At 68.1% G+C, this 17,584-nt stretch carries 17 protein-coding genes and 1 riboswitch; of the genes, 6 read left to right on the top strand and 11 right to left on the bottom strand.

Annotation, left to right across the window (positions count from 1 at the left end; genetic code table 11):
- Position 1: 1 nt before the first annotated feature.
- Both VA613_RS13490 and VA613_RS13485 read left to right on the top strand, forming a co-directional pair.
- Positions 2–559 (top strand): hypothetical protein, encoded by a 558-nt coding sequence (locus tag VA613_RS13490; RefSeq protein WP_324779537.1) that lies wholly within the window; start codon positions 2–4, stop codon positions 557–559.
- Complete coding sequence (locus VA613_RS13485) at positions 556–1,365, top strand: polyphosphate kinase 2 family protein (RefSeq protein WP_324779536.1); 810 nt, start codon at positions 556–558, stop codon at positions 1,363–1,365. Before VA613_RS13490 ends, VA613_RS13485 begins: the two co-directional genes overlap by 4 nt.
- Before the next feature lie 2 nt (positions 1,366–1,367).
- On the opposite strand, the gene VA613_RS13480 is transcribed toward VA613_RS13485, so the two are convergent.
- The 8 genes from VA613_RS13480 to VA613_RS13445 form a co-directional block, all read right to left on the bottom strand.
- Entirely contained in the window at positions 1,368–4,175 is a 2,808-nt protein-coding gene (locus VA613_RS13480; protein WP_324779535.1) for an EAL domain-containing protein, read from the bottom strand.
- A gap of 91 nt (positions 4,176–4,266) precedes the next feature.
- A complete protein-coding gene (xerC, locus tag VA613_RS13475) occupies positions 4,267–5,160 on the bottom strand; it encodes a tyrosine recombinase XerC (protein ID WP_324779534.1) in 894 nt (297 codons plus the stop codon).
- Between the two features lie 59 nt (positions 5,161–5,219).
- Entirely contained in the window at positions 5,220–5,894 is a 675-nt protein-coding gene (locus VA613_RS13470) for a DUF484 family protein (protein ID WP_324779533.1), read from the bottom strand.
- Positions 5,891–6,724 carry a diaminopimelate epimerase gene (dapF, locus tag VA613_RS13465; protein ID WP_324781255.1) on the bottom strand — a complete coding sequence of 278 codons (834 nt, stop codon included), beginning with the start codon at positions 6,722–6,724 and terminating at the stop codon, positions 5,891–5,893. The genes VA613_RS13470 and dapF overlap by 4 nt, the downstream gene beginning before the upstream one ends.
- 14 nt (positions 6,725–6,738) lie before the next feature.
- On the bottom strand, positions 6,739–7,158 hold the full coding sequence (locus tag VA613_RS13460) for a CoA-binding protein (RefSeq protein ID WP_324779532.1): 420 nt from the start codon (positions 7,156–7,158) through the stop codon (positions 6,739–6,741).
- Entirely contained in the window at positions 7,155–7,655 is a 501-nt protein-coding gene (locus VA613_RS13455) for a GNAT family N-acetyltransferase (RefSeq protein WP_324779531.1), read from the bottom strand. Before VA613_RS13455 ends, VA613_RS13460 begins: the two co-directional genes overlap by 4 nt.
- On the bottom strand, positions 7,645–8,562 hold the full coding sequence (locus VA613_RS13450) for an LpxL/LpxP family acyltransferase (protein ID WP_324779530.1): 918 nt from the start codon (positions 8,560–8,562) through the stop codon (positions 7,645–7,647). The genes VA613_RS13455 and VA613_RS13450 overlap by 11 nt, the downstream gene beginning before the upstream one ends.
- Entirely contained in the window at positions 8,559–9,431 is an 873-nt protein-coding gene (locus VA613_RS13445) for a lysophospholipid acyltransferase family protein (RefSeq protein ID WP_324779529.1), read from the bottom strand. The genes VA613_RS13450 and VA613_RS13445 overlap by 4 nt, the downstream gene beginning before the upstream one ends.
- Before the next feature lie 231 nt (positions 9,432–9,662).
- Here VA613_RS13445 and metK point away from each other — a divergent pair, with 231 nt between their 5' ends.
- From metK to metF, 4 genes are all read left to right on the top strand, one after another.
- Positions 9,663–10,829, top strand: coding sequence for a methionine adenosyltransferase (metK, locus tag VA613_RS13440; protein WP_324779528.1), 1,167 nt, complete (start codon positions 9,663–9,665; stop codon positions 10,827–10,829).
- An 89-nt stretch (positions 10,830–10,918) separates the two neighbouring features.
- Positions 10,919–10,989, top strand: a riboswitch (S-adenosyl-L-homocysteine riboswitch).
- A 26-nt stretch (positions 10,990–11,015) separates the two neighbouring features.
- Positions 11,016–12,434 (top strand): adenosylhomocysteinase, encoded by a 1,419-nt coding sequence (ahcY, locus tag VA613_RS13435; protein ID WP_324779527.1) that lies wholly within the window; start codon positions 11,016–11,018, stop codon positions 12,432–12,434.
- A 26-nt stretch (positions 12,435–12,460) separates the two neighbouring features.
- On the top strand, positions 12,461–12,808 hold the full coding sequence (locus VA613_RS13430; RefSeq protein ID WP_324779526.1) for a phage holin family protein: 348 nt from the start codon (positions 12,461–12,463) through the stop codon (positions 12,806–12,808).
- A 3-nt stretch (positions 12,809–12,811) separates the two neighbouring features.
- Entirely contained in the window at positions 12,812–13,645 is an 834-nt protein-coding gene (metF, locus tag VA613_RS13425) for a methylenetetrahydrofolate reductase [NAD(P)H] (protein WP_324779525.1), read from the top strand.
- A gap of 71 nt (positions 13,646–13,716) precedes the next feature.
- Here metF and VA613_RS13420 read toward each other — a convergent pair whose 3' ends face one another.
- The 3 genes from VA613_RS13420 to msbA all read right to left on the bottom strand — a co-directional run bounded on the left by VA613_RS13420 (position 13,717) and on the right by msbA (position 17,449).
- Positions 13,717–14,832, bottom strand: a complete 1,116-nt coding sequence (locus VA613_RS13420) for a pyridoxal-phosphate-dependent aminotransferase family protein (RefSeq protein WP_324779524.1) — start codon at positions 14,830–14,832, stop codon at positions 13,717–13,719.
- Positions 14,833–14,906: 74 nt separating this feature from the next.
- Positions 14,907–15,710: an ATP-binding protein gene (locus tag VA613_RS13415; RefSeq protein ID WP_324779523.1), complete on the bottom strand. Its 804-nt coding sequence runs from the start codon at positions 15,708–15,710 to the stop codon at positions 14,907–14,909.
- The gene (msbA, locus tag VA613_RS13410) at positions 15,707–17,449 is read right to left on the bottom strand and encodes a lipid A export permease/ATP-binding protein MsbA (RefSeq protein WP_324779522.1); all 1,743 of its coding nucleotides are present in this window, start codon (positions 17,447–17,449) and stop codon (positions 15,707–15,709) included. The genes VA613_RS13415 and msbA overlap by 4 nt, the downstream gene beginning before the upstream one ends.
- Positions 17,450–17,584 lie beyond the last annotated feature (135 nt).

Here is a 17,584-nt window from a genome sequence, read left to right as displayed (position 1 = left end):
AATGCGAGCGATCGGATGGGGATTGGCGTTGCTGCTGGGGTCGTGCGCGGGCTTGCAGTCGACCGACCCGGCTTCGCCCTATTACGCCTATACGACCGGCTGGACGGCGCACCTGCACCGGCCGCTGACGATTCCGGCCGGCGCCGCGACGGTGCGCCTGCAGTACGGCCACGTCGTGCCGCGCAATGGCGTGCAGGAGCAGGATCCGTTCTGCATGGTCGAGCTGGATACCGTGAGCGACGCGCCGCAGATCCTGCAGCCCGGCCGCTTCGAGGTACTGCGGGTGACGCGCAGCATCAGCACCGTCTTCGCCGGCGCCGCGGGATCGCCGTTCGTGAAGGCGCACTGGGGGTTCGACGACGGCGAGCCCTCGTTTCTCTACTACATCACCGCCTTCCGCCTGCGCGACCCGGCGCAGCCGAATCTGCGCGGCATGACCTGCGCGTGGAACCAGATGGCGCCGGGCAACCGCGCGTTCATGCGCCACCTCACGCTGGGCGAGATCCGCGGCGCGCTGGGAGGCTGGATGACCCTGACGCCGCCGGGGGAACCGACATGAAGCCGGCCGCCACGCGCATCAAGCCCGGCAGCAAGGTCAGGCTGTCGCACTGGGATCCCGACGACGACGCCATCGTCGGCAAGCACAAGGCCGACGCGCACGCGCTCCTCGACGCGCACCGGAGCCGGCTCGAGACCCTGCAGGAGCTGCTCTACGCGGAGGGCCGCCACAGGCTGCTGGTGGTCCTGCAGGCGATGGACACGGCGGGCAAGGACTCGACCATCCGCCACGTCTTCCAGGGCGTCGACCCGCTCGGCGTCAAGGTGGCCTGCTTCAAGGTGCCGACGCCGGCGGAACTCGCGCACGACTTCCTCTGGCGCGTCCATCCGCACGTGCCGGGTGCCGGCGAGATCGCCATCTTCAACCGCTCGCACTACGAGGACGTGCTGGTCACGCGGGTCAACGGCTGGATCGACGCGGACGAGTGCAAGCGGCGCTACCGCCAGATCAACGACTTCGAGGGCATGCTCGCCGAGACCGGCACGACGATCCTGAAGTTCTATCTGCACATCTCGAAGGACGAGCAGAAGAAACGCCTGGAGGAACGGCGCGACGATCCCGAGAAGCAGTGGAAGTTCCAGCCCGGCGATCTTGCCGTGCGCGCCCGCTGGGATGACTACATGGACGCCTACGAGGCGGCGCTGTCCGCGACCAGCACGCCGCATGCGCCTTGGCACGTGATTCCCGCCAACAGCAAGCTGGCGCGCAACCTGATGGTGTCGAGCCTGCTGATCGATGCGCTGGAAGGCCTCGACATGCGCTATCCCGATCCGGTCGCGGGCGCGGCGCAGACCGTGATCGACTGACGCTAGCGGACGAGCTTCAGGTGCGCCGCGCGCGTCGCGGGCGCCTGCAACTCGCCGAGCGGCTGCCAGAACGGGAAAGCCTCGGGGCGATGGATGTGGTAGCCCTGCAGGTAGTCGACCCCCATGTCCTCGAGCAGCGCGGCCATCTCCTGGTCCTCCACCTGCTCGGCCACCGAATGCATGCCGAAGTCGCGCGCCAGCTGCGCGATCGAACGGACGATGGCCTGGTCGCGCCGGTCGTTCAGCATGCCGCGCACGAACGCGCCGTCGATCTTCAGGAAATCGGCCGGCAGATGCTTCAGATAGAAGAACGAGGAGGCGTCGCGGCCGAAGTCGTCGAGCGCGAACTGGCAGCCGCGTTCGCGCAGTCCTTCGATCAGGCGCTGGGCGTCCGTCAGGTTGACGACGGCTGCGGTCTCGGTGACCTCGAAGCCGAGGCGCGCGCCGTCGACGCCGTAGTGGTCGAGCAGGTAGCACACGGTGCCGAGGAAGGATTCGTCGGCGACGGTCTTGCCCGAGAGGTTGATGAAGTACACGGCGTTGTCGTCCGGCTGCCGGGCCAGATAGGAAATCACCGACTCGACCATCCAGCGGTCGAGGATCGGCGCCTGGCCGTAGCGCTCCAGCGCCGGCAGCAGCTTGGCCGGGCCTTCGACCGTGCCGTCGCGCTGCCAGCGGATCAGCACTTCGTAGTGCGGCTGGCCGTCACGCGAGGCGGGCTGGATCAGCTGGCGATACGGCAGGAACTGGTTGGCATCGAGCGCTTGCGCAAAGTCGGCGGCCCAACCCATTTCCGCCTCCAGGCGACGGAAGCCGACCTCGTCGGCCTCGTACAGCATGACCCGGCCGCTGCCCTCGGACTTCGCCCGATAGCACGCCATGTCGGCCTGGATCATGATGTCGCCGGCCGTCGTGGCGGACTCGGTGATGGGGGCGATGCCGGCGCAGGCGCCGAGCGTGAAGCGCCGCCCCTTGTGCTCGAAGCGGAAGTTGCGGATGCGCTGCACCAGCTCGCGGCACACGCGGTTCGCCTCCTCGGGGCGGGTGTCGAACAGGATGAGGCCGAACTCGTCGCCCCCGAGGCGGCCGAGGTAGGCCTGCTCGGGGAGCGCGGCCTTCATGGTCTGCGCGATGTCCGCCAGCAGCGCGTCGCCGACCGAATGGCCGCAGGTGTCGTTCACCAGCTTGAACTGGTCGAGGTCGATGTAGCAGAACGCATGCTGCTGCGCGAGGTCGCGCGCGGTGCGCAGCGCACGGGCGAGGCGCCCCTCGACCGCGCGGCGGTTCGGCAGCGCCGTCAGGGTGTCGTGGAAGGCCATTTCGCGCAGGCTGTCGAATAGTTCCTTTTTTTCCGTCTCGTCGCGCAGCACGTAGACCGCACCGAGGCCGCCGTGCCCCGAGAGCGGGGCGCAGCTGTAGCTGATGGCGAGGTGCTGGCCCAGGCGGGTATGCAGCTGGGCCGATCCGGTCTGCCCGTGCACGCCGGGGAGCGGCGACAGGAAGCACGCCGGCGCATCCTCGTCGCCGGTCATCTGGTCCAGGCGCATCACGTCGCCGAGCGAGTTCAGCAGGGCATCCTCGAGTGCGATGCCGAGCAGCGTCTCGGCGGCCGGGTTGAGGTAGATCACCTGGTTGTGGGTATTGGTGACGACCACCGCGTCGTTGATCGACTGCAGCGTGACCTGCCAGCGTTCCTTCTCGTTGTTGAGCGCGACCTCGTCGAGCTTGCGCTGGGTGATGTCGAAGTGGATCGACAGGTATTTCAGCGGCAGGCCGTCGTCGTCCTTGATCGGGATGATGGTGGCTGCCGTCCAGAACAGGCGCCCGTCCTTGGCCCGGCTGCAGATCTCGCCGTGCCAGGTCCGCCCGCTGGAGATGGTGTGCCACAGGTCGTCGAAGAAGGCGACGTCGTGGTGGCCCGAATCGACGATGCGGTGCGTCCGTCCGACCAGTTCCTCGCGCGTGTAGCCGCTGAGGATGCAGAAGAGATCGTTGGCGAAGGTGATGTTGCCGGCGAGATCCGCCTCGGTCACGCTGGCCGCGCTGTCGAGCGCATTCTGCTGTTCGCCCAGGTCGGTGAGCAGGCGCTCGAGCGATGCGCTCATGGTGTTGAACGCGCGCGCCGCTTCCTGGAGTTCGGGCGGGCTGCCCGGGCGGACAGGAATGCGCACGCCGTAGTCGCCGGCCTCGATCTGGCGCGCCGTGCCGCTCAGCCGGTCAAGATCCTTCAGATTGTGGCGCAGCAGGACATGGGTCAGCCAGGCCAGCAGCGCGAAGGCGAAGCCGACCAGCGCCGCCAGCCGGATGCCCAGATGCCACAGGAAGTCCTCGTAGGAATGGGAAGAGGGCTGGATCAGAAGGCGGCCGCCATAGGTCCCGCGGACGATCAGATCGTCCTGCAGGACCGGCATCGCGACGTTCGCCATCCGCGCGAACCAGGCGGGGCGGTCCGCGACGGGTGCCGGGCCCCGCTCGCGCAGGCTGCGGCCGTCGGGCGCCACGTACTCGACGTAGCGCAGATTGCCCTGCTCGATCGGCGTCCGCAGCTGCGCACGCACGCCTGCGTAGTCGCGCCGGACCGCCGCATCGGCCACCGTCTGCGACAGCGCGGCGAGCTGCGCGGCTGCCTGCACGTGCAGGGCCGCGTCGGCGTCCTGGCGGGCGATTCGCAGCGCCTGCTGGCCCGCGAGGCCGAGCACGACGGCCAGGACGAGCAGGACCGCGCCCATGACGCGGTCGTGCGTACTGAGATGCGCCGGGCGCAGCGCGTGCGCGAGGCGGGCGAACGGAGACGGGAACGGAAGGCGCATGACGGAGGAATCGGCGGCCTGCCGGGATTCTGAATAGCTGGAAAACGCCGCGGTCAGGCGAAGTGAACGCTCACGCCGAGGCGGCGTGCGATCAGCCCTTCTTGCGTGCCCGCGGGTGGGCCTGGTCGTAGACCTTGGCCAGATGCTGCCAGTCGAGGTGGGTGTAGACCTGGGTCGTGCTGATGCTGGCGTGGCCGAGCATGTCCTGCACCGCCCGCAGGTCGCCCGACGACTGCAGCACGTGCGTTGCGAACGCGTGGCGCAGCATGTGCGGATGGACGTGCTGGCCGAGGCCGGCCTGCCGTGCCCAGCGCGCGAGGCGCAGCTGCACGCTGCGCGGCGTCAGGCGCTCGCCGCGCCGATTGACGAAGAGCGCGGCGACGTCGTCGCGCGCCAGTTTCGTGCGAACCGGCAGCCACGCGGCGATCGCCGCCAGGGCCTGCGTGCCGACCGGGACGATGCGCGTCTTGCGCCCCTTGCCGGTGACCTGCGCTTCGCCCACGTGCACGTTGAGATCGGGCAGATCGAGGCCGACGAGCTCGGACAGGCGCAGGCCGGACGAATAGAACAGCTCGAACATTGCGCGGTCGCGCGCCTGCAGGGCGGGGTCGCCCGTGGTTTCCGGGGGACCGTCGAGCAGCTGGGCGCAGGCATCGGGGGAGAGGACATCGGGCAGGGCCTTGGCGGCCTTGGGCGGCCGCAGGCCGGTGCAGGGATTGCCGGCATAGCCGAGGCGGCGGCATGCGAAGGTGTAGAAGCCGCGCCAGCTCGACAGGTGGCGTGCCACGCTGGTGGGGGAAAGGCCCTGCGCGCGCAGCCGGACGATGGCGCCGCGGATGTCGCTGACGGTCAGTTCAGCCAGCGGCGTGGCGCTGGTGAGCGTGCTCAGGCTCGCGAGATCGCGCCGGTAGGCTTCGACCGTGTGCGGCGACAGCCGCCGCTCGGCGGCGAGGTGACGCAGATAGTCCTCGATTGCGGCAGGCACGACGTCTGCCCCCTCGGCCGTTCGCGGCAGAGCGGCGGGGACAGGGTCGGCTTCCGGCTTCAACCCTGCATCCGCACCAGCGCGGCGCCGACCAGCTGGCTCAGGCGATCGAGGTAGAGCGTGCCCATGCCGGGATAGAAGCGCTTGGCTTCTTCCGAAGCCAGCACCAGCACGCCGAGCGGTGCCGCGGCCGGCGCCGGGCGCAGCGGAATGCAGGCGAACGCGCGCAGGTGCGGCGCGATTTCGCCGAACCAGTTGCTTGCTTCCGGGATCGCGAGCGGCCCGCATGCCGGATGGGGCATCGCCGCCACCGTGTCGCGCGCGGCCTGCGACGCCGGCTGCTCCGGGCCCGGCACCGGTTCGCCGGTCAGGGTCCAGATCCGCAGTGCATGGTGCGGCACGGCAAAACCGTCGCGCAGATGGATCGCCAGCGCGGCGGCAATGTCCTGCGGCTGGCTGGCGGTGACGAGCGCCAGCGTCAGTGCGTGCAGCTTCTCGGAAATGCCGTCGTTCTCTTCGCCGAACTGGATCAGCTCGGCCAGCTTGTTTTCGAGCATGCGGACCTTGTCGCGCATCGCGATCAGCTGGCGCTCGCTCATCGACACCGCGTGGGTGCCGTGCGGGTGCGGGATGTGCAGGTCCGCCAGCAGCGTGGGAAAGTCGTTGAAGAAATTCGGATGCCGCGTCAGGTACTCGGCGATCTGTTCGGGTTGCATGTCGCTGGGGGCATTCATGTGAGTTCGAGCTCTCCTTCAAATACGGTTTCGGCCGGGCCGGTCATCAGCACCGCGTGGCCGGGGCCGGCCCATTCGATGACGAGGTCGCCGCCGCGGGTGTGCACGCTGACCGGGCTTTGCAGCCAGTCCTGGCGGATGCCGGCGACCGCCGCGGCGCAGGCGCCGGTGCCGCAGGCGAGCGTCTCGCCGGCACCGCGCTCGTAGACGCGCAGGCGGATGTCGTGCGGGGTGAGCACCTGCATGAAGCCGGCGTTGACCCGCTGCGGGAAGCGCCGGTGCGATTCGATCGCGGCGCCGAGGATGTCGACGGGTGCGCTGTCGAGGTCGTTCACCCGCAGTACGGCGTGCGGGTTGCCCATCGACACCACGGCGATCTCGATCCGGTGCTGGCCGACCTCGAGCGGGTAGGTAAGCGCCTCGGCATTGGCGACGAAGGGGATTTCGCCCGGCGCGAAGCGCGGCACGCCCATGTTGACCTTGACGAGGCCGCTGTCGAGCAGCCGCGGCTCGATCACGCCCGAGGCCGTTTCCACGCGGATGGCCGGCTTGTCGGTGAGCCCCTTGTCGTGCACGAAGCGCACGAAGCAGCGGGCGCCGTTGCCGCACTGCTCGACCTCGCCGCCGTCTGCGTTGAAGATGCGGTAGCGGAAGTCGACGTCGTCGCGGGTGGATTTCTCGACCAGCAGGATCTGGTCGCAGCCGACGCCGAAGTGGCGGTCGGCGATGCGGCGGCACTGCTCGGGGGTGAGCGCGATCGCCTGGCGGACGCCGTCGAAGACGACGAAGTCGTTGCCGAGACCGTGCATCTTGGTGAAATGGAGCTTCATGCCTGTCGGTGCGTTCATGCGGTCTTGAGCCTGATGTAATCCTTGAGAAGGCAGCGGTCCATGACCGTCGTCATGCCGCCGGCCAGCGCCCGCTGCGCAGCGGCCTCGTGCACGATGCCTTCCTGGATCCAGATTGCCGGCAAGTGTAGCGCCAGGCACTGCTCGACGATAGCGGGTACGTGTTCGGCCGCGCGGAAGACGTCGACCAGGTCGACCGCGAACGGGATGTCGGCGAGGCTCGCGTAGGCCTTCTCGCCCAGCACGCGGTCGACCAGCGGGCGCACCGGCACGATGCGGTAGCCATAGTGCTGCATCGCCTGCGCCACGCGGTAGCTTGGGCGCGCGGGCTGCGGCGAGAGGCCGACCACCGCGATGGTGCGAACGCGGTCGAGCAGCGCGCCAAGCGTCGCGTCGTCGGGGTTGGCGAAGTTCATAGCGCAAGCTCCATCACGTGGTCGTCCATCACGAAGCCCCCGCCGATGTCGAATACGCGCGATTCGACGATGCGGAAGCCGTATTTGCGGTAGGCGGCGATCGCCTGCGCGTTGCCGCGATTGACCCGCAGCCGCAGGTGCCGGGCCTGCTGCGCGCGCGCCCAGTCGCATGCGGCGTCCAGCAGCGCGGCGCCGATTCCCTGCCGCTGCTGCGCAGGGTGGATGTAGAGCTTGTCGAGCTTGCAGTCGGCGCCGTCGCGCGTGGCGTGTGCGAAGCCGACGAGGCCGGCATCGCGCCGGGCGACCCACCAGGCATGGGCGGGATCGTCGAGCTGCGCGCGGACGCGGCCGGCGGCGTAGCGGTCGGCCAGCATCGCGTCGATCTGCGACTGTGAGATCAGCGCCGGGTAGGTGGCCTGCCATACGATGCGCGCGAGCGCACTGACGGCGTCGACGTCCTGCGGCGTCAGCCGCTCGACCACGGCCTCACTTTTCATAGACGCTGGCTTCGCCTTCCGGGCGCGTCTTGAAGCGGCGGTGCAGCCACAGGTATTGCGCGGGCAGCTCGCGGATACGCTCTTCGATGAAGGCGTTCATGCGCGCGACGTCGGCGTCGAGATCGTCGCTCGGATAATCGTCCCACGGTGGGTAGAAGCGCACGGCGTAGCCCTGTCCACCCGGCAGCTGGCGGGTGATGACCGGCACGACCTGGGCGCCCGTCAGCTTCGCCAGCCGCGGCAGCGCCGAGAGGGTTGCGGTCTGGATGCCGAAGAACGGCACGAACACCGCGTTGAGCCGCCCCTGGTCCTGGTCGGGCAGGTAGTAGAACGGCAGGCGCTGCTTGAGCGCCTTCAGGACCGGCTTGATGCCGTCCGACTTGGCGACCAGCACCGGCGCGTGGAAGCGCGAGCGCCCGCGCAGCATCAGCCAGTCGGAGGCCGGGTTTTTCGACGGCGCGTACATCGACGCCACCTGGCGGTCCATGCTGAGCCGCACGCCGCCCATGTCGAGGCCGACGAAATGCGGCGCGAGCCAGATCACCGGCCGCACCCCGTCGCCGAGCACCGCCTCCGGATTGTCGAGGCGGATCAGGTGCCGCAGCCGCGCCTCGGAGCCCCACCACAGCACGCCATGCTCGAGCGCGGCGCGCATCGACGCCTGGAAGGTCTGCCGCAGCCAGCGTGCGCGCCGGGCCGCCGGCACGTCCGGGAAACACAGGGCGAGATTGGTGGCGACGACGTGGCGGCGCTTCCCCGGCAGCCGCGCGAACATCGCGCCGAGGGCGTTGCCCAGCGCCGCCTGCAGGGGCAGTGGCAGCCAGTGCAGCAGCCACAGCACGCCCATCCCGAGCCAAAGCGGGAGCAGCGAAAGGCGCAGCATCCGGGCGGAGCGGCGTGCGCTCATGCGTCCTGCGACTCGTCGGGCGGCGGCACGCCGCCGGGGCGCTTGTGGCGGTTGTAGCTCCACAGGTATTGCGCCGGGAAGCGCCGCACGACGTCCTCCACGCCCTGGTTGATCGCCGTCGCGGCGGCGACCTTGTCCTCGGGCAGCGGCGCCGCGAGCGGGAAGATGTGGATGTGGTAGCCGCGCCCCCAGCTGAGCCGCTCGGCCGCCGCGAAGAAGGCGGCCGCACCGGTCTTGCGCTGCAGGCTGGCGACGAGCGTCGGCGTATACGCCGGGCGCCCGAGGAACGGCGCCCACACGCCGTCGCCGCTGCTCGCGACCTGGTCGGGCAGGATGCCGATCGCCTCGCGCCGCTTCAGCGCGGCAAGCTGGGCCCGCACGCCGGACAGGTCGGTGGGGACGAGCGTCGCCTGGCCGCGCTGGCGGCCCGCCAGCATGAGGCCGGCCAGCACCGCCTTGCGCGGCGGCTTGTACATCGCGGTGAACGGATGGCTCGCGGCGTAATACAGGTTGATGATCTCGAAACAGCCGACGTGCGGGCCGATCAGGATGATGCCCTGGCCGGCCGCGCGTGCCGCGTCGAGGTGCTCCCAGCCGCTGGTGCCCTTGACCAGCTTCACGACTTGATCGTAGGGACGAAGCCACACCGGCAGCAGCTCGACGATGGCCTTGCCGGATTCGCCGATGACCCGGCGCAGCAGGCGCCGGCAATCGGCGCCCGGCTGGCACACGCTGCTCTGGAAGACGTTGTCGCGCATGCGCGCCGAGTGGCGCCCGGGCGCCCAGTAGATCACCCAGCCGAGCGCGATGCCGAGGCCATGCAGCAGCGGCAGCGGCAGGCGGGCCAGCAGCTTGAGCAGGAACATCATGCCGCGAGGCGGCCCCGTCCGGGCGCCTGCCCGGACGGGCGGACGCACTCGGCGTGGAACGCCGTCCTCGCGGGGGAATTGACGCTGACGGAGCGGGCAGGGCACAATGCCGCTGCCGCCGCGTTAATCTTGACAACTTGCGGGCGGGATACAAATACAGCTAAAGCGTCGCCGCTCCGTGGGTCCCGAGAGCCGGTTACGCAGTCGGTAACCGGGACTACAGGAGCTGTCATGCAGAAGGATTTCATTTTTACTTCGGAATCGGTGTCTGAGGGTCATCCCGACAAGATGGCTGACCAAATCTCGGATGCGGTGCTGGACGCGATTCTAACCCAGGACAAACACGCCCGCGTCGCATGCGAGACGCTGCTGACGACGGGCCTCGTCGTCATCGCCGGCGAGATCACGACCTCCGCCGTCATTGACTTCAGCTCGGTCGCGCGCCAGACGGTCAAGCGCATCGGCTACGATTCCTCGGAAAAGGGCTTCGACTACAACACCTGCGCCGTGATGGTCGCGGTCGGCAAGCAGTCGCCCGATATCGCCCAGGGCGTCAACGAGGGCGAGGGCCTGTTCCTCGACCAGGGCGCCGGCGACCAGGGCCTGATGTTCGGCTACGCCTGCACCGAGACGCCCACGCTGATGCCGATGCCGATCTATCTCGCGCACCGCCTCACCGAACGCCAGTCCGAGCTGCGCAAGGACGGCCGCCTGCCGTGGCTGCGCCCGGACGCCAAGTCGCAGGTGTCGATCCGCTACGTCGACGGCAAGCCGCATTCGATCGACACCGTCGTGCTCTCGACCCAGCACCATCCCGAGGTCTCGCACGCCGTACTGACCGAGGCGGTGATCGAGGAAGTGATCAAGCCGGTGCTGCCGAAGGACATGCTGACCGCCGAGACGCGTTACCTCGTCAACCCGACCGGCCGCTTCGTCGTCGGCGGCCCGATGGGCGACGCCGGCCTCACCGGCCGCAAGATCATCGTCGACACCTACGGCGGTGCGGCCCCGCACGGCGGCGGCGCGTTCTCGGGCAAGGACCCGTCCAAGGTCGACCGCTCGGCCGCCTACGCCGGCCGCTACGTGGCGAAGAACATCGTCGCCGCGGGCCTCGCCGAACGCTGCATGGTGCAGGTCAGCTACGCCATCGGCGTCGCCAAGCCCACCTCGCTGATGGTCGACACCTTCGGCACCGGCAAGATCCCCGAAGCCAAGATCGTCGAACTGATCCACAGCCACTTCGACCTGCGTCCCAAGGGCATCATCCAGATGCTCGACCTGATGCGGCCGATCTACACGCGCACCGCGAGCTACGGTCACTTCGGCCGCGAGGAGCCGGATTTCACCTGGGAGGTCACCGACAAGGCGGCTGCGTTGAAGGCGGCGGCGGGCTTGTAAGCCAAAAAACTGTTTAGCAGAAGTAAAAAAGAGCCGGATTGTCCGGCTCTTTTTCTTCGTTTGGCGCTTCCGGGGTAGAATGCCGCCTTGGTTCCGAGGAGCGCTGCGACGGTTCACCCGCCAGGCTCGGGACGCTTCCTTTCAACGGCGCTCACGTTTTCTTTTTCTGAACGAAAGGAGGGCGTGATGAACGCCGCACTCAATTCCCCCGCCGATTACGTTATTGCCGACCTTGCGCTTGCCGACTGGGGCCGCAAGGAAATCCGCATCGCCGAAACCGAAATGCCGGGCCTGATGGCGATCCGCGAGGAGTTCGCCAGGAGCCAGCCGCTCAAGGGCGCGCGCATCACCGGTTCGCTGCACATGACCATCCAGACCGCCGTGCTGATCGAGACGCTGACCGCGCTCGGCGCGCAGGTCCGCTGGGCCTCGTGCAACATCTTCTCGACCCAGGACCACGCCGCCGCCGCCATCGCCAAGGACGGCATCCCGGTGTTCGCGGTCAAGGGCGAGTCGCTGAAGGATTACTGGGACTACACGCACCGCATCTTCGAATGGCCGGACGGCGGCTATTCGAACATGATCCTCGACGACGGCGGCGACGCGACGCTGCTGCTGCACCTGGGCGCGCGCGCCGAGAAGGACATCTCGGTGATCGCCAAGCCGACCAGCGAGGAAGAGCAGGTGCTGTATGCGGCGATCAAGGCCAAGCTCGCGACCGATCCGACCTGGTACTCGGTGCGCCTCGCGCAGGTGAAGGGCGTGACCGAGGAGACCACGACCGGCGTGCACCGCCTCTACCAGATGCATGCCAAGGGCGAGCTCAAGTTCCCGGCGATCAACGTCAACGACTCGGTCACCAAGTCGAAGTTCGACAACCTCTACGGCTGCCGCGAGTCGCTGGTCGACGGCATCAAGCGCGCGACCGACGTGATGGTCGCCGGCAAGATCGCCGTCGTGTGCGGATACGGCGACGTCGGCAAGGGCAGCGCCCAGGCGCTGCGCGCCCTTTCCGCCCAGGTGTGGGTGACCGAGATCGACCCGATCTGCGCGCTGCAGGCGGCGATGGAAGGCTACCGCGTCGTGACCATGGAGTACGCCGCCGACAAGGCCGACATCTTCGTCACCGCGACCGGCAACTTCCACGTCATCAACCACGACCACATGGCGAAGATGAAGGACCAGGCCATCGTCTGCAACATCGGCCACTTCGACAACGAAATCGACGTCGCCTCGATCGAGAAGTACCAGTGGGAAGAGATCAAGCCGCAGGTCGACCACGTGATCTTCCCTGATGGCAAGCGGATCATTCTTCTTGCCAAGGGCCGGCTGGTGAACCTCGGCTGCGCCACCGGCCATCCGTCGTACGTGATGAGCTCGTCGTTCGCCAACCAGACCATCGCGCAGATCGAGCTGTGGCAGGAACGCGATTCCGGCAAGTATCCGATCGGCGTCTACACGCTGCCCAAGCACCTCGACGAGAAGGTCGCGCGCCTGCAGCTGAAGAAGCTCAACGCGCAGCTCACCGAACTGACCGACCAGCAGGCGTCCTACATCGGCGTGCCGAAGACCGGTCCGTACAAGGCCGAGCACTACCGCTACTGATCGATCTCGCCTGAAAGGAGCGTGCCATGCGCCTGCTGCTGTTGTGGATCCTGAACGCCGTCGCGCTGCTGGCGGTGACGTGGCTGCTGCCGACGATCGAGATCGCCGGCTTCGGCACGGCGCTCGCCGCCGCGCTGGTGCTGGGCTTCATCAACACGCTGGTGCGGCCGGTGCTGACGCTCCTCACGCTGCCGATCACGGTGCTCACGCTGGGGATCTTCTACCTGGTGCTGAACGGCCTGCTGTTCTGGCTCGCCAGCGCGCTGCTGCCGGGCTTCCAGGTGCACGGCCTGGTCTCGGCCATGGTCGGTGCGATCCTCTACGGCGTGATCGCCTGGGCGCTCTCCGCGCTCGTTCCCCCTTCCAGAGGTTGATTCATGACCGAACGCACATTCAGCTTCGAATTCTTTCCGCCCAAGACGGCGGAAGGCGCGGAGAAGCTGCGCGCGACGCAGAAGCAGCTCGCGCAGCTCAACCCCAAGTTCTTCTCGGTGACCTTCGGCGCCGGCGGCTCGACGCGCGACCGCACGCTGGAGACCGTGCGCGAGATCCAGGCGAGCGGCTCGGAGGCCGCACCGCACCTGTCGTGCATCGGCTCGACGCAGGAGAACATCCGCGACATCCTCAACGAGTACAAGCGCCAGGGCATCCGCCACCTCGTCGCGCTGCGCGGCGACCTGCCGTCGGGCTCGATGGACGTCGGCGAATTCCACTACGCCAATGAACTGGTGGCCTTCATCCGCAAGGAAACCGGCGACTGGTTCGAGATCGAGGTCGCGGCCTATCCCGAGATCCATCCGCAGGCGCGGTCGTACACCGAGGACCTCGCCAACTTCAAGCGCAAGGTCGACGCCGGCGCCAACGCCGCGATCACTCAATATTTCTTTAATGCCGACGCCTATTTCCGCTTCGTCGACGAGGCGAGTGCGCTGGGCGTGGCGATTCCCGTCGTCCCGGGCATCATGCCGATCGGCAACTACGTGCAGCTGGCGCGCTTCTCCGACGCGTGCGGTGCGGAGATTCCGCGCTGGCTGAGGAAGAAGCTGGAGAGCTACGGCGACGACCTCGCGTCGATCCGCGCGTTCGGCCTCGACGTCGTCACCGACCTGTGCGAGCGCCTGCTCGCCGGCGGTGCGCCGGGCCTGCACTTCTACACGATGAACCAGGCGGGCCCGAGCACCACGATCTGGCAGCGACTCGGCTTGTCGTAGTTCCGCCTCGCCGAGAATCCGGGCAGAAAAAAGGCGCCGTGATGGCGCCTTTTTTCTAGCCGTGATGCCGTTCAGGCGAGGCAGGCCTTGAGCGCCTTCAGGCAGTAGTCGACGTTCTCCTGCTTGGCCGAATAGCCCATCAGGCCGATGCGCCAGATCTTGCCGGCCATGTCGCCGAGGCCGGCGCCGATTTCGAGATTGAACTCGTTCAGGAGGCGCGCGCGGATCGCGGCCTCGTCGACGCCTTCTGGCACGTAGACCGAGTTGAGCTGCGGCAGGCGCGCGGATTCTTCGACCACGTACTTCAGGCCCATGGTCTCGAGGCCGGCCTTGAGTTTCTCGTGCATCGCGCGGTGGCGCGCCCACGAGTTCTCCAGGCCTTCCTCCTCGAGCATCACCAGCGACTCGTGCAGGCCGTACATCGGGTTGATCGGCGCGGTGTGGTGGTAGGTGCGCTTGCCGGCGGACTGCCAGTAGCCGAGCACCAGGGTGAGGTCGAGGAACCAGCTCTGCACCGGCGTCTTGCGCGCCTTGATCTTGTCGATGGCCCGCTCGGAGAACGAAACCGGGGAGAGGCCGGGCGTGCACGACAGGCACTTCTGGCTGCCCGAGTAGGCGGCGTCGATGCCCCACTTGTCGAGGTAGACGGGCGTGCCGCCGAGGCTGGTCACGCAGTCCATGATGGTCAGCGCGCCGTGTTCCTGCGCGATCTTCGCCAGCGCCTCGGCGCCGGACTGCGCGCCGGTCGAGGTCTCCGCATGGACGAAGGCCAGCACCTTGGCATCGGGATTCGCCTTGAAGGCGTCGCGCACCTTCTGCGGATCGACCGGCGCGCCCCAGGCGTCGTCGACGATCACGGGCACGCCGCCGGTGCGCTTGACGTTCTCCAGCATGCGGCCGCCGAACACGCCGTTGCGGCAGACGATGACCTTGTCGCCCGGTTCGACCAGGTTGACGAAGCACATCTCCATCCCCGCCGAGCCCGGCGCCGAAACCGGGAAGGTCAGCGCGTTCTGCGTCTGGAACGCCATGCGCAGCATGGACTTGATCTGCTCCATCAGGTCGACGAAGGCCGGATCGAGGTGGCCGATGGTCGGGCGCGCCATCGCGTCGAGCACGCGCTGCGGCACGTCGGAGGGGCCGGGGCCCATGAGGATGCGCTTGGGGGGAATGAAGGAAGCCGTCATAACCTTGGTCTCTATGTGGAAAATATCAACGAAAACAAACAGTTGATTCTACGGGCAAACGCCCGGCACAGGAATCAGGCGGGCGGTTCGCCCATCAAGGGCCGCATCGCGGTGAGCAGGCTGTTGAAGATGCGCGGATGCACTTTCTCCTGCTCGGCGAGCATCTGCTTCATCGCGTAGCGCTGCTGCGGCTTGGCGAAGCATGCCGGGCAGTTCTCGAAGATCACCGGCAGGCCGGCATCGTGGGCGAAGGCGCGGGTCTGGCGCTCGCGCGCGTAGGCGAACGGGCGGATGATGCGCAGGTCGCCGGCGTCGTTCAGATAGTGCGGCGACATCGTCCTCAACTTGCCGCCGAAGAACATCGACATCATCAGCGTCTCGGCGAGATCGTCGAGATGCTGCGCCAGCGCGATCACGTTGCAGCCCTGCTCGCGCGCGACGCGGTAGAGGATGCCGCGGCGCATCCGCGAGCAGTAGGCGCAGTAGGAGTCGCTGTCCTTGGTCAGCGTCTTCTGCGCTTCCTGGACGATCGGCTGCGACTCGAGGATGTAGCGCACGCCGAGCGCAGCCAGGTAGGGCTTGAGCGGCGACGGGTCGAACTGGTCGGACTGCGGGTCGACCGTGCACGCGAGCAGCTCGAATTTCACCGGCGCTTTCTGCTGCAGGTGATGCAGCGTGTGCAGCAGCGACAGCGAATCCTTGCCGCCCGACAGGCCGAGCAGGATGCGGTCGCCGTCGCGGATCATGCTGAAGTCGCCGATCGCGCGGCCGGCGGCGGTCACGAGCGAGCGCGAGGGCTTGACCCAGGCGGGCGGACCGGAGGCTTGCCCTTCGACGAGCTCAGGGCGAACGGCGCTGAAGTTCAGGTCGTCGCTCATGCGGAGAACTGCATCGCGTGCAGCTGCGCGTAGCGGCCCTGGCGGGCAAGGAGGTCGGCGTGGGTGCCGATCTCGACGATGCGGCCGGACTCCATCACCACGATGCGGTCGGCGCGCTCGATGGTCGACAGCCGGTGCGCGATGACCAGCGTCGTGCGATTCTGCATCAGCGTCTCCAGCGCGGCCTGCACGTGACGCTCGGAGACGTTGTCGAGCGCGGAGGTCGCCTCGTCGAGGATCAGGATCGGCGCGTTCTTCAGGATCGCGCGCGCGATTGCAATTCGCTGGCGCTGCCCGCCCGACAGGCGCATGCCGTTCTCGCCGATCAGCGTGTCCAGGCCCTCCGGCAGCGCTTCGATGAATTCCCACGCGTGCGCGGCGACGCACGCCGCCCGGATCGCGTCGGGGGTGGCGTCGCGCTTGCTGCCGTAGGCGATGTTGTGCGCCAGCGTGTCGTTGAACAGCACCACGTCCTGCGACACCAGCGCGATATGGCTGCGCAGGCTTTGCAGGCGGATGTCGCGGATGTCGATGCCGTCGAGTTCGATCGTGCCGCGGTCGGGGTCGTAGAAGCGCGGCACCAGGTTCGCCAGCGTGGTCTTGCCCGAGCCCGAGGTGCCGACCAGCGCCACCGTCTCGCCGGGCGCGATGTCGAGCGACACGCCGGCGAGCGCCGGCGCGGTCTTGCCCGGGTAGGTCAGCGCCACGTCGCGCAGCGCCAGGCGGCCCTCGATGCGCTCGAGCGTGCGGCTGCCATTGTCGCGCTCGGCCTCCTCGTCGAGCATGGTGAAGATCGTCTCGGCCGCCGCCAGCCCGCGCTGCAGCTGGTCATTGACGCTGGTGAGCCGCTTGAGCGGCGCGAACAGCATCAGCATCGCCATGAAGAAGGCGACGAAGCCGCCCACCGTCGTCGTGTCGCTGGAAGCCTGCCCCGCCGCGATGAACACGATGATCGCCAGCGCGACGGCGGCGATCAGCTGGATCACCGGCTCGTACACCGCGTTGGCGGCGACCCGCTTCATCTCGAATCGCCGCGCCAGGTTGGCCGCCTCGCGGAAGCGCGTCTGTTCGTATTCCTCGCCGCCGTAGAGCTTGACCACGCGATGGCCGCCGACCGCCTCGTCGACCACCTGGGTGAGGTCGCCGATGTTCTGCTGCGCCTTGCGCGACAGCCCGCGCAGGCGCCGGCTTGCCACGCGCACGACCCACAGCGTCAGCGGCACCAGCGCGAACACGATCAGCGTCAGCCGCCAGTTGAGCCAGACCAGGTAGCCGAGCAGGCCGGCCACCGTGACGGTGTCGCGCACCAGCGTGGTGAGCGAGCTGGTCGCCGACTGCGTCACCTGGGTGACGTTGAACGCCAGCTGAGCGATCAGCTGGCCGCTCGGATTCTGGTCGAAGTAGCGCGTCGGCAGCGTCATCAGCTTGTCGAACATCGCCGCGCGCAGGTCCATCACCAGGCGGCTGCCCACCCAGGCCATGCAGTAGGTGCTGACGAAGCTGGTGAGGCCGCGCGCCAGGAACAGCAGCAGCAGCAGGATCGGGATCCAGCGGATGAAGGCCTGGTCCTTGGCGACGAAGCCCTTGTCGAGCAGCGGCTTGAACAGTGCCGGCAGGGCCGGCTCGGTCGCCGCGGTGAGGATCAGCGCGACGATCGACAGCGCGAACATGCGCCAGTACGGCTTCACATAGCCGAGCAGGCGGACGTAGAGCGCGTGGCTCGGGTCGGCGTGCTTCATCGCGCGGCCACCGCGTGGCGGTGCGGCGCGTCGGTGCGCCGGTCGCAGGCCGGAGCGGGTCGGGTCGGAATCGCGCGTTTCTGGGTCATGGGAAAAGGTCGGAAGGCCTCGCGATTGTACCGCGCGGCCGTGCCC

It is taken from the genome of Thiobacillus sp. SCUT-2, assembly GCF_035621355.1.
Classification (GTDB): Bacteria; Pseudomonadota; Gammaproteobacteria; order Burkholderiales; family Thiobacillaceae; genus Thiobacillus; species Thiobacillus sedimenti.
This window is presented reverse-complemented; position numbering and strand designations above follow the sequence as displayed.